The organism is Rehaibacterium terrae (assembly GCF_014202935.1).
Taxonomy (GTDB): domain Bacteria; phylum Pseudomonadota; class Gammaproteobacteria; order Xanthomonadales; family Xanthomonadaceae; genus Rehaibacterium; species Rehaibacterium terrae.
The window spans coordinates 24,336-39,206 of record NZ_JACHHX010000018.1; the positions used below are offsets into that span (position 1 = coordinate 24,336).

Genomic DNA, 14,871 nt, shown 5'->3' on the forward strand with positions numbered 1-14,871 from the left:
GCGGCCGTCTCCGGCCAGCCGGGGCGTTCAGTCCGCGCGGACGATGCGCCCGTCCGCCATCACGAAACGCACCCGTTGCAGGGCGGTGATGTCGTCCAGCGGATCGCCGTCGACGGCGATGATGTCGGCGGCCTTGCCGGGCTCCAGCGTGCCGGTTTCCGCCGCCACGCCGAGCAGCTCGGCGGCGTTGCGGGTGGCGGCGACGAGCGCTTCCCGGGCGGTCAGCCCGCCGTATTCCAGCATCAGCGGGAACTCCTCGGCGTTGCGGCCGTGGTCGGACACGCCGGCGTCGGTGCCGAAGGCGATCGGGATGCCGGCCTGCCGGGCGGCGCGGATGTTGCGGCCGGTGGCTTCCAGACGAATGCGGATCTTGGCCTCGACCACCGGCGTGTAGCGGCCGGTGCCGACATGCTCGCGGTAGGCGATGGTAGGCGACAGCGTCGGCACCAGGTAGGTGCCGTGCGCCTTCATCGCCCGGATCGCGTCGTCATCGACGAAGGTGCCGTGATCGACCGAGTCCACCCCGGCGCGCGCCGCTGCCTCGACGCCGCGCGCGCCGTGCGCGTGCGCGGCCACCTTCAGGCCGAGCGAGCGGGCGGTATCCACGATCGCGCGCATCTCCTCGTCGGTGAAGTGCTGGCCGAGGCCGCGGTCCTGCTGCGACAGCACGCCGCCGGTGGCGGCGAACTTGATCACGTCGACGCCGGCGCGCGCCGACTCGCGCACGCGCCGGGCGCATTCGGTGGCCCCGGTGCAGACATGGCCCTGGATCGCCTCGGTGACTTCCGGGCGGAAGCCGGTGGCGTCGCCATGGCCGCCGACGATCGAGATCATCGGCCCGGCGACCAGGATGCGCGGGCCGGGCGCCAGTCCGGCGGCGACGGCGTCGCGCACCGCCTGCCCTGCGCGGCCTGGCGAGCCGAGGTCGCGCACGGTGGTGAAGCCGGCACGCACCGTCACGGCGGCGTTCTTCATGCCGACCGCGGCGGCGAACTCGGGCGTGGTCACGGCCTGCCGCCACCACGGGCTGCCCGGATCGAGGGTGAGGTGGACATGGCTGTCGATCAGGCCCGGCAGCACGGTCTTGCCGCGCAGATCGAACTCGCGGACGGTGTCGCCTTCGTCCAGGGGCGGCTGTGCGGCGAGGCCGGGCAGCAGCGCCTGGATGCGGCCGTCGCGGACCACCAGCGTGCTCGGTCCCAGCGGCGCGGCGGCGGCATCGACGATCACGCGGTCGGCACGGATCACGGCGACTTCGGCGGCGACGGCGTGGCCGCCGGCGAGCGCGAGGGCGAGCAGGGCGAGGCGGGCGTGTCTCATGGCGGCGGCCTGCGGGTCGTGGAGCGCCAAGGCTAGCAGAGGGACGGTGGCGAGCCGCGACCCGGGAACCGCGCAGGCACCCGTTCGTGATTTCCGCCGCGCCGGCAGACGATGCATCCGTCGCGGCGGGGCGCGGCGCAGGCCGCCGGGTTTCACTGTCGCTGCAGCCGGCCGGATCGTCCGCTGGCGTCCGGGTGTAGGCTTCGCGCTCCGCATTCCCCGTCCGCCGCCATGTCGCGCAACCCCAATCTCGCCGGCATCCTCGCCATGCTCGCCGCCGTCGGCCTGTTCTCGCTGATGGACGCCGGCCTGAAGCTGCTCTCGCCGCATTACCCGCCACTGCAGGTGGCGGCGCTGCGCGGGGCGGCGTCGTTGCCGTTCGTGCTGCTGTGGATCGGCCTGCGCGGCGGCTTCGCCACGCTGTGGAAGGTGCGCTGGGGCCTGCACCTGCTGCGCGGCGTGCTGGCGGTGACGATGATGGTGTGCTTCATCCACGCGCTGCGCACGCTGCCGCTGTCCACCGTGTACACGCTGTTCTTCGTGGCGCCGCTGATGATCACCGCGCTGTCGGTGCCGGTGCTGGGCGAGTACGTCGGGCCGCGGCGCTGGACGGCGATCGCGGTCGGCCTGCTCGGCGTGCTGGTGGTGCTGCGGCCGACCGGCGAGGGCATGTTCACCCTCGCCGGGCTGGCGGTGCTGGGCGCGGCGGCCGGCTACGCGGCCTCGGCGATCACCGTGCGCGTGCTGGCGCGCACCGACAGCACGCAGAGCATGGTGTTCTGGATGCTCACGCTGCTCACCCTCGGCGCCGGCGCGCTGGCGGCGCCCGGCTGGGTGCCGCTGCAGGCGGCGCATGTCGGGATCATCGCCGGCATCGGGCTGGCCGGGGCGCTCGGGCAGTACGCGATCACCGAGGCGTTCCGCCACGGCGAGGCGTCGGTGATCGCGCCGTTCGAATACACCGCGCTGGCCTGGGGGCTGGGGCTGGATCTGGCGCTGTGGGGCGTGCTGCCGGACGGCGTCACCTGGCTGGGCGCGGCGATCATCGTGCTCAGCGGCCTGTACCTGCTGCACCGCGAGCGGGTGCATGTCGAGGCGGAGCATCCCTGAGTCGCATCAGTCGAGTCCGTAGCGCAGCGCCAGTTCGACGAAGCGCGCATCGCCGGGCCGGCGGTCGACCGGCGCGCCGGTGTCGTCCTCGAAGCGGTGGCGACGCTCGAATTCGACGCCGCCCTGCAGCGACAGCCGCCAGCGCGCGGCCGGCATCCAGTCCGCCATGAGCGCGGCCCGCCAGGCTTCCTGCCGGTAATGGAAGCGGGCGCCGTCGCGTTCGTCGCTGACCACGTGCCAGCGGCGGCCAGCAGGCGCGAGGCGCGCGCCGATGGCCCAGCGTGCGGCCGGCGCCCAGTCGATCCGTGCGGTGGGCCAGCCCAGTTCGGCGCGGACGTCGTCGCGCCGCCACAGCGCGCTGACTTGCGGGTACACGCGCGGGCGGCCGAAGGCGTCGTCGCGGAACAGGCCCGCGCGCCAGCCGATGCCGTCGGCCGCGGGTGGCTGCGCGAGCCACAGCCGCGCGTGCAGGTCGAGGTCGCGACCGCTGCCGCGCGCGAACAGGTCCTTGAACACGTTGGAAGACGTCGCGACCACGGGCGTGAGCGCGACGTGCAGCACGCCCGCGTCGTGGCGCGTCCAGGCCAGGTCCAGTGCCAGCCGGTGCAGGTCGCGGTTGCGCGAGGGCAGGCCGGTGTATTCGTAGCGGGTGTAGGCATAGTCGAGCGCCGGCACGAACCGGCCGCCGCCCAGCGTCAACTCGCCGGTCCGCAGGCGCAGGCCGTGCTCGCGACCGTGCAGTCGGGCGTCGCCGAAGGCGGTGCCGGACAGGTCGCGGTAATGCGCCTGCAACGCGGGGCCGGACTGTGCCGCGGCCGCCAGCGGCAGCAGCAGCGGAAGGCGGAACAGGTGGCGCGGGCGGGTCATGGCGAGGCTCCTGCCGGGCAGGTGCGTGGACAAGGATAAATCCGTACTGGGCCGGACGGTCGGCGCAACCGCGTTCTGCCTCTGCGAGCCGGTGCGATGTGGCTCCATCCTCCACGCGGAGGAAAACCCCCGTGCCGGCAAGAACCACAGCCTCCTCGCCACCGTCGGCAACACGCTGGCGGTGCGCAGCCTGCGCAAATGGTGCCGCCGCTGTGGCGGCCACGTGCTCACCGAGCACCCGGGCATGGGGCTGACCGACGTCTATGCCGCGGTGCTGGAGGGGTTCCCGTTCAAGCCGGCGGTGCACGTGCACTACCGCGAGACGGTGCTGCCGATCCGCGACGGCCTGCCGAAGTACCGCGACCTGCCGGCCGAGGCCGGCGGCTCGGGCGAACAGGTCGCGGAGTAGGCGTCAGTCGCGGTCGAGCAGGGTCAGCAGCGCCATCCGCTGCTGGCGCGGCAGGCGCCGGATCAGGCCGAGCAGACGCGCCTCGTCGCGGTCCTGCACGCTGTACAGCGCGTGCGGCTCGTCGATGTGTGCGCCCGGGGCGGGCGCGCCGCGGCCGGTCGCCAGCCATTCCAGCGCCACCCCGAAGCGGGTGGCCATGTCGATCATCCGCTCCAGCTCCGGCAACGACAGGCCGCCGAGCCATTTGCGCGCGGTCTCGCGGGAGACGCCGTAGAGCGCGGCCAGGCGCGCCGTGCGGCCGCGGCCTTTCTCGATCCCGGCCAGGTCGAGGGCCAGTTGCAGGCGTTGTGCGAAGGCGGCGTGCGGCGAGGTCATGGCGACGACTCCCGGCGGTCCGGCGGGCGCAACGGGGACCGCGCGATTGTTCGCCAGGCGCAGCGGCTTGGCAAACTTCCGGTTGCCGATGCCGGCACGCGATGCTGGCGCGGCCTCGTCCCAGCCGCCGACGTCGAACGACCGGACGAGCACCGAGCAGTACAGGCTGCGCGCGTAGCACCGCGGCGCCGCGAAAAATCCGCGGCCCGCAGGGACGGGCGGCCGCTGGGCGGCCCGCGATCAGCGCATGGCGATGCGATAGCCGCCGCCGGCCTGCTTGGCGGCGTACATGGCCTGGTCGGCGCGCCTGAGCAGGGTTTCCAGTGAATCCCGCACGTCGCCGTGCACGGCCACGCCGATGCTCAGCACGATCGACAGTTCATGGCCGCCGATGCGGCAGGGTGCGGCGAAGGCCGCGAGCACTTTCTCGGCGATGCGCGCCGCGTGGATCCTGGCCGAGTCGAGTCCCTCGAGCAGGATCACGAACTCGTCGCCGGCCAGCCGCGCCACGGTGTCGCGCGGGCGCACCGTCTCGCGCAGCCGGCTGGCGGTGGTGCAGAGCACTTCGTCGCCGACGTCGTGGCCGTAACGGTCGTTGATGCTCTTGAAGTCGTCGATGTCGATGAAGGCCACGGCGAGCCGGTCCGGCGTGTCGCCGGCGAGCAGCAGCGCGCGTTGCAGGTTGTCGCGGAACAGGTAGCGGTTGGGCAGGTTGGTCAGCGGGTCGTACAGGGCGCGCCGACGCAGGTGCTCGTACTCGCGGCGGCGCTCGGAAACGTCGTGCAGGAAGGCATCGAAGAGGTGGCGGTCGCCGATCCGGTAGGCGTTGATCAGCACCTCGACGGTCAACCGGCTGCCGTCGCGGCGTACCGCTTCCATCTCCACGCGGCGGCCGATCACCGGGCTCTCGCCGGTGGCGAGGTAGCACCGCATGTTCTCGCGGTAGCGGTCGCGCAGCTCGTCCGGGATGACCAGTTCGTCGAGCCGCCGCCCGAGCGCTTCCTCGCGCGACCAGCCGAACAGCAGCTCGGCGCGCGAATTCCATTCGGTGACGGTCGAGTCCTGGTCGATCTCGACGAAGGCGTCGATGGACCGCTCGACGATCCGCCGGTTGCGGTCGGCCACCGCCTGCAGCCGCGCCTGCTGCTCCTTGAGCGCGCCGATGTCCTCGTGGGTGCGGACCACCCCGACCACGCGGCCCTCGGCATTGCGCAGCGCGGCGGCGTTCACCCGCACGTCGATCCAGTGGCCGTCGCGACAGGGACGGCGTGTCTCGCCGACCGCGACGTTGCCCTCGGCGATCACCCGTCGCATCGTCCGCACGAAGCGGCGCCGCTCGGCGAAGGACTCCAGCGGCGGCCGGTGGCCGATCACCTCGTCGGCACGCCAGCCGAACAGCCGCTCGGCCGCCGGGTTCCACTCCAGGACCCGGCCGCGCAGATCGTGCACGGTGATCGCCAGCGGCGAGGCGTCGATGACGGTGCGCAGCTTGCCGGCGGCGGCGTGGGCGTCGGCCACCGCCTCGGCCAGCTCGTGCAGCAGGCGACGGTTCTCGTCGACCAGCAGCTGCTTGCCGAGCACGCCGCCGATCACGCCGGCGAGCAGACGCAGGGTCTGCGCGTCCTGGGCGTCGAAGGTGTCCGGGCGGTCGGCGCCGACCTTCAGCGCGCCCAGCACCTGCGGACCGTGCAGCAGCGGCGCCAGCAGCATCGCGCGCAGGCCGGTGCGGCGGGCGGCCTCGCGGTCGACGCGCGGGTCGTGCTCGGTGTCGCGGCTGGATTGCGGCAACCGGCTGCTCACGCACAGTCCCGACAGACTGCCGGTGCGCGGCAGGCGCAGGCCCTTGAAGCTGGCCAGCGTGCCGCAGGCGGTGGCATAGACCATCGTCTCGCCCTGCACGATCTCGACCGCCGCACCGCTGGCGCCGGTCAGGGTCTGGGCGGTGCGCACAACCGCCTCCATCAGGATTTCGGCCGAGGACTGCAGTTCGCACAGGTCGGTGAGCGCGGCGAGCACCTGGCGCAGACGCGCGGCCTCGTCGCCGGAAGGCAACGGTTGCGCGGTGTTGGGAAGATCGACCATGGCTGACCCGGTGCGTGGACTCCGGTGGCGCGGCGTCTCCGGGCGGCGCGATGCGGCAGCGTGCCGCCATGGTCGGGACAACGCCCCCCGGTGCTGGCGGCGGCCAAGGGACGAAAGGTTTCGGGGAGGGGTGTGCCCGCGACCGTGATCGGGGCGGGCAAGAGGTCAGCGCCGGGACACGGCTGCACCGAAGCTTTCCCGATCCCCGATCCCCGATCCCCGGCGCTCGACCGGACAGCGGCGGCTGCACCATGCCGCCGGCGCGTGGCGCGCGCTGTCCCGTGTGCGTGGGCTCAGGCGATCGCCTTGAGCCGCGGACACAGACGGGCGGCGATTTCCGGCGGGGTGAGGGTGATCAGGTCGCTGTCGCACTCGCCGACCAGCTTGCGTCGCACCGGCGTGCTCAGGCTGTCGCGCAGCACGTCGAGGAAGGGCGTGGGCGCGGCCAGCAGCAGGCGGTCGTAGCGGCGCTCGACGCGGCCCTGGTCGAGCACCGCGTCGAGCATCAGTGCGAAGCGCCGCGCAAACCTGGCCTCGGTCTGCGGATGCACAGTGCCAGGTGCGTGCCTCGGGCAGGGCATCTGCGCCGCGCCGGGGTTGACGAAGGCATCGAGTTCGGCCACGGCGTCGTCACCCTCGCAGCCCATAAACAGGCGGGCGTGCGTGCGGTTGGCGACGAGGATCCAGGTGCGCTTCATGCGTGCTGCGGGCGGGGGCGGCCGGTGGTGGTCGGAGCTCAGGCTATGCCGGCCCATCGGCACGGGTTATGACACGGGTCAAGCTTCGGAAAGCCGATGCGCGGCCGGCAGCCGCCAAGTGTGGCTGCGATCACGACTTCGCGTGCGCATCCCGGGGTGTGAACAACCCGCTCACCGCCCCATCGGGCAGGCGGCGGTTGCACGTGGGTGTCGTTGCCTGGGCGCTGGAGCGCAGGGCTGGTAGAAGTCGAAGCGCAGCCGGCGCTCGCCGCCGTCCTTGCCGGGGCCGGCTCAGGCGAGCACAGTCACCGCGTCGCCGACCCGCAGCGTGCCGCCGCCGCGGGCGATCAGGTGCACGCCGAAGGTGACGCCGGAGTCGCCGCGGCGGTAGCCCTTGAGCGTGTTCAGCGGCTCGCCGGAGGGATCGGGCGCGCCACGCTCGGTGTCCACCGTGGTGAACACGCAGCGCACGCACTGGCGGCTGACGTCGAACTCGACCGCGCCGATGCGGATCCGCCTCCAGCCGTCCTCGGCGTGCGGCCCGCAGCCGTCGATGACCAGATTGGGACGGAATCGGGTGATCGGCACCGGCGTGGCGAGCTTCGCGTTGAGCTGGTCGAGCGCCGACTGCGAGAGCGCCAGCAGCGGGAAGGAATCGGCGAAGCTGACCAGGTCGCCGGGCCGGGAAAGATCCGGCCGCACCGGGCGCCGCGCGCCGGGATCCATGTGCACCAGCCGCACCGGCCGCCCCAGCCATTGCGTCAGCCAGTGCGCGGCCGCCGCGTCGGCGAGGGCGGCATCGACGCTGTCCTTCCACACCTGCACCTGCACGCGCGGCGCATCGGCGGGCGGGTGCGGCACGTGGAGCGTGGGCATGTCCGGCGCGTCCAGCGTCAGCCCGTCGGCCCGGGGCGTCGCCCGCAGCCGCACCAGCGCCGGCAGTTGCCGCCCGGTGAGGAAGCGGCCGGTCGCGTCGACGATCAGCCAGCGGCGGTCGTGGGCCAGTCCGCGCGGCCGCACCTCGGCCTCGTCGAGCGCGAGGCTGGCGCAGGACTTGACCGGATGGATGTAGAGCGCGGACAGCCGCATCGTCGTCGTCCTCGGGAGCGGGTCGCGAGCATGGCGCGTCGGCGGCGGCGCCGCAATCCGGCGTGGATGCGGTGGCCGTTGCGGGCGTCGCACCCGCAGGCGTCCGTCCATGGTGCCGGCAGCGGCCATGGACGCGATCCGTGGCCGCGCGCTAAAACGATCGCGGCCATGGCCGCTCCCGCTGCCCGCGCTTCTACAGTTTGAAGCCGCGCACCAGCGTCGCCAGCCGGTCGGCCTGTCCGGCCAGGCTGTCGGCCGCCGCCGAGGCTTCCTCGACCAGCGCGGCGTTGCGCTGCGTGGTCTGGTCCATGTGCGCGACGGTGTAGTTGACCTGCTCGATGCCGGCGGTCTGCTCCAGCGAGGCCGCGGAGATGTCGCCGACGATGCCGTTCACCCGCTGCGCCGCGGCGAGGATGCGCGACATGGTGTCGCCGGCGTCGCCGACCAGGCGGGCGCCATGATCGACCTGGGTCGAGGCGTCGGTGATGGTCGCGGCGATGTCCTTGGCGGCCTCGGCGGCGCGCTGTGCGAGCGCGCGCACCTCCGACGCCACCACGGCGAAGCCGCGGCCCTGCTCGCCGGCACGGGCGGCCTCGACCGCCGCGTTGAGGGCGAGGATGTTGGTCTGGAAGGCGATGCCTTCGATAACCGCGATGGTTTCCTCGACCCGGCGCGAGGAGGCTCTGATCCGGCCCATCGTCTCCACCACTCGCGCCACCACCTCGTTGCCGTCGCGCGCGATCTGTGCCGATTCGCCGGCCAGCCGCTGGGCGTGGGTGGCGTTGTCGGCATTGCGGCGCACGGTGTCGGTGAGCTGCTCCAGCGACGAGGCGGCCTCCTCCAGCGCGGCGGCCTGCTGCTCGGTGCGCGCCGACAGGTCGGCGTTGCCGGCGGCAATCTCCCGGGCGCCACCGCGGATGGACTCGGCCGTGGACTGGATCTCGCGCACCATCGCGGCCAGTTGCTCGACGGTGGCGTTGGCGTTGCGGGTCATCTCGCCCAGCCGGCCCTGGAACGCGCGGCCGATGCGCTGGCCGAGGTCGCCCCGCGCCAGCGCGGCCAGGATGCGGTCGAGCTCGCCCATGCCCTCGGACAGCGCCGACAGGCTGGCGTTGAGGTTCTCCGCCAGCACCCGCACGAAGCCTTCCTTGCCCTCCAGCGGGACGCTGCGCGAGTAATCGCCGATGGCGGCGGCGCGCATGGCGGCGCCGATCTCCTCCTCGACCCGCACCTCCTCGGTGCGGTCCTTCCACTCGACCACCAGGCCCAGCGGCTCGCCCTGCTCGCCCGAGACCGGGTTGATCGCCAGGTCGAACACCCGGCCGCCGATGCGCAGGGTGGCATGGCGCGGCGCGCGCAGGTCGCGCAGGGCGTCGCTCCCGGGCGCGAGATCCGGGTGCAAGCCGCCCAGCTCGCCGCCGAGAATGCGGTCGGCGCGGAAGGCCGGCAGCGCCGTGCGGATGTCGGTCTCGGCGCGGGCGAACATGCGCTCCAGCGCCCGGTTGGCGTAGATCACCCGCCGTTCGGCGTCGGCGATCATCACGCTGGTGGCGGCCACGTCCAGGCCCATGCGGATGCGCGCCATCTCGTCGGCACGGCGGTGCGCTTCCTGCACCTCGAAGCCGAGCCGGATCTGCATCGTCTTCAGGCCCAGCAGCACGCGGCCGACCTCGTCGTCGCGCGCGATGTCGATCGGGTCGTGGTAGTGGCCGGCGGCGATCCGGTCGAACGCCGCCACGGCCTTGTCCAGCCGCCCGACCACGTCGCCGGTCAGCCACCAGCCGCTGTAGATGCCGAACGCGGTGCCGATGGCGATCAGCGTCCACAGCGCGGCGGCCGGCACGCCCCATCCGGCGAGCAGCATCAGCAGCACGGCGAAGCCGCCGCCGAATGCGCCGAACAGCATCAGGCGCACGCCCAGCGACAGCCGCCACAGCGGGTTGATCCGGTGCAGCCAGCCCTCGCGCACGATCGCGCCCTGGTGCAGCCGCAGGTCGCCGGCACGTCCTTCGCGCAATGCCGCGTAGGCGCGTTCGGCTGCCGCCACGTCGGCCGGCGCGGGCTTGCGCTGCATCGACAGGAAACCGGCCGCGCGCCCGTCCTCGAACAGGGGTGCGACCTGCGTCTGCGTCCAGTAATGGTGGCCGGCCCTGGTGCGGTTCTTCACCAGCCCGACCCAGGGCTTGCCGGCGCGCAGCGTGCGCTGGAAATCCTCGATCACCTCGCGCGGCATGTCCGGGTGGTGGATCAGGCGGTGTTCGGTGCCGATCAGTTCCTCCCGGTCATAGCCGTTGAAACGCAGGAACTCGCGGTTGGCATGGGTGATGACGCCGTCGCCGTCGACGCGCGACACCAGCATCGCATCGTCTTCGAGCGCGACCTCCGTGCCGGAGAGGAACAGCTCGGATGTCATGGGTACGTCTTCGGTCGTTGCGCTGCATTTCGCCGGGCCGCGGCATGTTCCCGATCGCGGCGTGCGGGCTCCTTGATCGAAGTCAAAGCCGGTCGGGCCGATGCGGAATCCGTGCGGCTGGTCGCGCATGGCGCGGCGGTCGCGGCCTTTGGCTAGACTCGGGGCATGGCGAACATGGCTGATCTCCCCCTCCCCGAGGCGGTGCGGCGCTACCGCGCCGAGTACCGGGCCACCCAGATCCCGCGCGGCTATCGCGGCGGGCTGCATGCGCTGTTCACCTTCGGCGGCGGTGCGTTCGCGCTGTTCGCCTGCCTGTGGCAGTTGCAGGACGTGCGCCCGCTGGAATGGCTGACGGTGCCGCTGACCTTCCTCTACGCCAACCTGGCCGAGTATTTCGGTCACCGCTACCCGATGCACCGGCCGTTTCGCGGCCTCGGGCTGATTTATCGCCGTCACGCCGGCCAGCACCACCGCTTCTTCACCCACGAGGCGATGCCGCTGGAGGGGATGCGTGACCTGCGGGCGGTGCTGTTTCCGCCGCTGCTGGTGATCTTCTTCTTCGGCGCCTTCGGCCTGCCGGTGTGGCTGCTGCTGGCCTGGGCGGCCTCGCCCAACGTGGCCTGGCTGTTCCTCGCCACCGCGCTCGCCTATTACCTCAACTACGAGCTGCTGCATCTGGCCTGGCACGCGCCGGCCGGGTCGTGGCCGGCACGCAACCGGTGGCTGCGCCGTTTGCAGCGGCTGCATCGCATCCATCACGACCCGGCGCGGATGACGCGGGTCAATTTCAACATCACCTATCCGATCGGCGACCGGCTGTTCGGCACGCTGGCGCCGCGCGAGGAGGCGAAAGGATGATCGGTCCGGACGACGTGCTGCGGTTCTGGTTCGGCGACAGTGGTGACGAGGGCGGGACGATCGCGCAGGGGCGGCCGCGCTGGTTCAACGGGGGCGAGGCGCTGGACCGCGAGATCGGCGCGCGTTTCGGCGCCTGGGTGGAGGCGGCGCGGCGCGGCGAGCTGTCGTACTGGGCGGGCGAGGCGCACGGCCGGCTGGCGCTGTTGATCCTGATCGACCAGTTCGGCCGCAACCTGCACCGCGGCAACGGCGCGGCCTTCGCCGCCGACGCGCTGGCGCAGGCGCTGTGCCTGGAGGGGCTGCGGCTGGGCCATGACCGCCAGTTGAGCCGCCCGCAGCGGGTGTTCTTCTACCTGCCGCTGGAGCATGCCGAGAACCTGTCGCTGCAGGACTGCAGCGTGGCACTGTTCGCGGCGCTGCGCGACGAGGCGCCGGAGGCGCTGCGGTCGCACTACGAGAGCTTCCTCGACTATGCCGTGCGGCATCGCGAGGTGATCGCGCGCTTCGGGCGCTTCCCGCACCGCAACGCCGTGCTCGGGCGCACGAACACACCGGACGAAGAGACCTACCTGGCGCAGCCGGGCGCGGGGTTCTAGCCGCCGCCCGACATTCGAGCCGCTGGGTCGGCCGGCCACGCAGCGGGGCGGGCAGGCACGGGCCGGCTGTGCGTGCCGCAGCCCCGCCCGCGAAGCGGTACATTCGACGCTTTCCCGGAGGACTCCATGCGACCGATTGCCCGACTGGCCTGCGCCGCCCTGTTCGCGCTCGCCCTGCCCGCCGCCGCCGAAACCGTTTACGTGAGGGCCGGGCAGCTGCTCGACGTCGAGTCCGGCCGTCTGCTGCCCGACCGCGCGCTGCTGATCGAGGACGGCCGCATCGTCCGCGTCGACGCCGCCGCCGCATTGCCGGCGCCCGCGGGCGCGCGCGTGCACGACCTGGCCGGCCACACCGTGCTGCCCGGGTTGAGCGATGCCCACGTCCACCTGTTCACCGATGCCGACGTGCACGGCTACCGCCGCCTCGGCATCTCGCTGCCGCAGGCCACGCTGACCGGGGCGAAGAACGCCCGCCTCACCCTGGAGGCCGGCTTCACCACCGTGCGCGTGCCGGGCGCGCCGGGCTACGCCGACGTCGCCCTGCGCGAGGCCATCGCCCGCGGCGACGCGGTCGGGCCGCGCGTGCTGGCCGCCGGCATCGCCATCGGCATCACCGGCGGGCACTGCGGCGACAACAACCTGCTGCCCTACGAGTACCGCCACAGTGGCGAGGGCGTCGCGGACGGCCCGTGGGCGGTACGGCAGAAGGTGCGCCAGAACGTGAAGTTTGGCGCCGACTTCATCAAGACCTGCTCGACCGGCGGCGTACTCTCCCGCGGCACCGAGGTCGGCGCGCCGCAGTACTCGCTGGAAGAGCTGACCGCGCTGGTCGAGGAGGCGCACAGCCATGGCCGCAAGGTGACCTCGCATGCCCATGGCGCCACCGGCATCCGCAACGCCATCCTCGCCGGCGTCGATTCGATCGAGCATGCCAGCTTCATCGACGACGAGGGCATCCGCCTGGCCAGGCAACGCGGCACGGTGCTGGTGTTCGACATCTACAACACCGAGTACATCCTCGGCGAAGGCGAGAAGGCCGGCATCCTGCCCGAGTCGCTGGAGAAGGAGCGCCGCGTCGGCGCCACCCAGCGCGAGAACTTCCGCAAGGCCCACGCCGCCGGTGCCACGCTCGGCTTCGGCACCGATGCCGGCGTCTACCCGCACGGGCAGAACGCGCGGCAGTTCTCGCGCATGGTGCGCTTCGGCATGACGCCGATCGAGGCGATCCGCGCCGCCACCGTCGTCAACGCGAGGCTGTTCGGCCTCGATGGCCAGATCGGCCAGCTCAAGCCCGGCTTCCACGCCGACCTGATCGCCGTCGCCGGCGACCCGCTGGCCGACGTGACGGTGCTGGAGGACGTGCGCTTCGTGATGAAGGGCGGCGAGGTCTACAAGGACGCCCGGTAACGGCGGCGCCGCTACGGACACGCGGCGCAGTCGAGCGGAGGATGTGCCCCGCATGTGCCTGATCGCCTTCTCCTGGCGCGCGCATCCGCGCTGGCCGCTGGCGCTGATCGCCAACCGCGACGAGTACCACGCGCGACCGAGCGCGGCGGCGGCGTTCCATGCCGACGCGCCCGGCGTGTACGGCGGGCGCGATCTGAAAGCGGGTGGCAGCTGGCTGCTTGCCTCGACGCGCGGGCGGCTGGCGGCGGTGACCAATGTGCGCGCCGGGCCGCCGTCGCCGGCGCCGCGCTCGCGCGGCGAACTGGTGGCGGCGTTCGTGCGGGACCGTTCGCCCGCGCCGGTTCATCTGGAGGCGCTGGCATCCCGGGCCGGCGACTACGGCCGCTTCAACCTGCTGCTGTGGGACGGCACGGCGCTGTGGCTGGCGACCAATCATCCGCGCTTTTCCATGAGCGAGGTCGCGCCCGGCCGGCATGCGATGTCGAACGGCCCGTTCGACGCCCCCTGGCCCAAGGCCAGCCGGGCGGTGGCCGGGCTGTCGGCCTGGCTGGATTCGCCGGCTTCGCTCGCCGATGCGCCCGACCCGGCGCCGCTGTTCGCCGCGCTGGCCGACACCCAGCCGGCGCCCGACGCGGCATTGCCGGATACCGGCGTCGGCCTGGAGCTGGAACGCTTCCTCTCGCCGCCGTTCATCGTCGGCCGCGACTACGGCACGCGCTGCAGCACGGTGGTGCTGGCCGGCGCGGATAGCATCCGCTTCGTCGAACGCCGCTTCGGGCCGGAGGGGGCGGTGCTCGGCGAAACCGACGCCGCATTGCCGCGAACGCCGGCCTGAGCCTGCGCCACCGACTCTGCCGTCAGGGCGCCTGCCGGCGGCCATCGCTCAGCGGCCGGGTGGCGAGCTTGCGCCGGCCTTCGGCGATGAATCCGCGACCCTCCCCGTGGCGGGCGATCACGACGCCGGGCCGGCAGGCTGGCACCGTGCCGGCAGCCTGGTCGGCATGCCAGCCGGTGAGGTATTCGTGCGCGTCCTGGTAGGCGAGCCACCAGCCGGCGTGCAGGTGGCGGAAGCGGAACGCCTCGGCATACGGCGTGAGCGGTGCGCCGGCCTCGACCCGGACCAGCGCCTGGTTGATGCCGGTGCCGGCGCCGAACGGTCGGCCCAGCCACAGCCAGGGCTGGGCGGCGTCACAGGGGTGGCGGCGGCTGTCGATGAGGAAGGCGCCGACGCGATGGCGGCGGTCGTCGTCGGTGGCGTGCGCGGCGGCCTCGGCGTCCAGCGCCGACAGGCTGGCGCGCAGCAGCAGACGCAGGCCGGCATCGCTGTCGTAAGCGCGGCCGCCGGCCAGCGCCAGTGCGGCGATCAGCGCCAGCAGCAGCGCTTCGGCCAGCCCGCGCGAGCGCCGCGCCTCGCGGCGCACCTGCCGGAACAGCACCCGCAGCGCCTCGAAGGCCCACCAGAACAGCAGCACGTAGCGGGCGTAGAACAGGCCGTCGTACAGCGCCCACATCGGCGCGCGGCTGCCCGCCCAGGGCGTGAACGGCGAATGCGCCCACAGCAGCGCCAGCGTGAGCGCCAGCAGCAGCCACAGACGGTGGGCGAAGCGTGGGCGTGGCGTGCGGAACATGCGACCCCGATTCCCGGAC

At 72.9% G+C, this 14,871-nt stretch carries 14 protein-coding genes; 6 read left to right on the forward strand and 8 right to left on the reverse strand.

All coding sequences use genetic code 11. From position 1 onward, the window contains the following. Positions 1 to 27: 27 nt before the first annotated feature. On the reverse strand, positions 28 to 1,320 hold the full coding sequence (locus HNQ58_RS11270; protein WP_183949026.1) for a metal-dependent hydrolase family protein: 1,293 nt from the start codon (positions 1,318 to 1,320) through the stop codon (positions 28 to 30). 231 nt (positions 1,321 to 1,551) lie between these two features. On the opposite strand from HNQ58_RS11270, the gene HNQ58_RS11275 reads away from it, so the two are divergent. Then, complete coding sequence (locus HNQ58_RS11275; RefSeq protein ID WP_246417318.1) at positions 1,552 to 2,430, forward strand: DMT family transporter; 879 nt, start codon at positions 1,552 to 1,554, stop codon at positions 2,428 to 2,430. A 6-nt stretch (positions 2,431 to 2,436) separates the two neighbouring features. Here HNQ58_RS11275 and HNQ58_RS11280 read toward each other — a convergent pair whose 3' ends face one another. Beyond that, entirely contained in the window at positions 2,437 to 3,297 is an 861-nt protein-coding gene (locus HNQ58_RS11280; protein WP_183949027.1) for a hypothetical protein, read from the reverse strand. 25 nt (positions 3,298 to 3,322) lie between these two features. On the opposite strand from HNQ58_RS11280, the gene HNQ58_RS11285 reads away from it, so the two are divergent. After that, a complete protein-coding gene (locus HNQ58_RS11285) occupies positions 3,323 to 3,706 on the forward strand; it encodes a GFA family protein (RefSeq protein WP_183949028.1) in 384 nt (127 codons plus the stop codon). A gap of 3 nt (positions 3,707 to 3,709) precedes the next feature. On the opposite strand, the gene HNQ58_RS11290 is transcribed toward HNQ58_RS11285, so the two are convergent. The 5 genes from HNQ58_RS11290 to HNQ58_RS13570 all read right to left on the reverse strand — a co-directional run bounded on the left by HNQ58_RS11290 (position 3,710) and on the right by HNQ58_RS13570 (position 10,363). Further along, positions 3,710 to 4,081 carry a transcriptional regulator gene (locus HNQ58_RS11290; RefSeq protein ID WP_183949029.1) on the reverse strand — a complete coding sequence of 124 codons (372 nt, stop codon included), beginning with the start codon at positions 4,079 to 4,081 and terminating at the stop codon, positions 3,710 to 3,712. Between the two features lie 240 nt (positions 4,082 to 4,321). Continuing rightward, entirely contained in the window at positions 4,322 to 6,163 is a 1,842-nt protein-coding gene (locus tag HNQ58_RS11295; RefSeq protein WP_183949030.1) for a diguanylate cyclase domain-containing protein, read from the reverse strand. A gap of 293 nt (positions 6,164 to 6,456) precedes the next feature. Further along, positions 6,457 to 6,861, reverse strand: coding sequence for a host attachment protein (locus tag HNQ58_RS11300; RefSeq protein WP_183949031.1), 405 nt, complete (start codon positions 6,859 to 6,861; stop codon positions 6,457 to 6,459). 291 nt (positions 6,862 to 7,152) lie between these two features. After that, on the reverse strand, positions 7,153 to 7,950 hold the full coding sequence (locus tag HNQ58_RS11305; protein ID WP_183949032.1) for an MOSC domain-containing protein: 798 nt from the start codon (positions 7,948 to 7,950) through the stop codon (positions 7,153 to 7,155). A 193-nt stretch (positions 7,951 to 8,143) separates the two neighbouring features. Then, positions 8,144 to 10,363, reverse strand: coding sequence for a methyl-accepting chemotaxis protein (locus HNQ58_RS13570; protein ID WP_183949033.1), 2,220 nt, complete (start codon positions 10,361 to 10,363; stop codon positions 8,144 to 8,146). A 174-nt stretch (positions 10,364 to 10,537) separates the two neighbouring features. On the opposite strand from HNQ58_RS13570, the gene HNQ58_RS11315 reads away from it, so the two are divergent. The 4 genes from HNQ58_RS11315 (at position 10,538) to HNQ58_RS11330 (ending at position 14,059) form a co-directional block, all read left to right on the forward strand. Further along, positions 10,538 to 11,221, forward strand: a complete 684-nt coding sequence (locus HNQ58_RS11315) for a sterol desaturase family protein (RefSeq protein ID WP_183949034.1) — start codon at positions 10,538 to 10,540, stop codon at positions 11,219 to 11,221. Continuing rightward, positions 11,218 to 11,817, forward strand: coding sequence for a DUF924 family protein (locus HNQ58_RS11320; RefSeq protein WP_183949035.1), 600 nt, complete (start codon positions 11,218 to 11,220; stop codon positions 11,815 to 11,817). Before HNQ58_RS11315 ends, HNQ58_RS11320 begins: the two co-directional genes overlap by 4 nt. 126 nt (positions 11,818 to 11,943) lie before the next feature. After that, the gene (locus HNQ58_RS11325; RefSeq protein ID WP_183949036.1) at positions 11,944 to 13,224 is read left to right on the forward strand and encodes a Xaa-Pro dipeptidase; all 1,281 of its coding nucleotides are present in this window, start codon (positions 11,944 to 11,946) and stop codon (positions 13,222 to 13,224) included. A gap of 52 nt (positions 13,225 to 13,276) precedes the next feature. Beyond that, complete coding sequence (locus HNQ58_RS11330) at positions 13,277 to 14,059, forward strand: NRDE family protein (protein ID WP_183949037.1); 783 nt, start codon at positions 13,277 to 13,279, stop codon at positions 14,057 to 14,059. A 22-nt stretch (positions 14,060 to 14,081) separates the two neighbouring features. Here HNQ58_RS11330 and HNQ58_RS11335 read toward each other — a convergent pair whose 3' ends face one another. Further along, a complete protein-coding gene (locus tag HNQ58_RS11335; protein ID WP_183949038.1) occupies positions 14,082 to 14,852 on the reverse strand; it encodes a hypothetical protein in 771 nt (256 codons plus the stop codon). Positions 14,853 to 14,871: the final 19 nt, after the last annotated feature.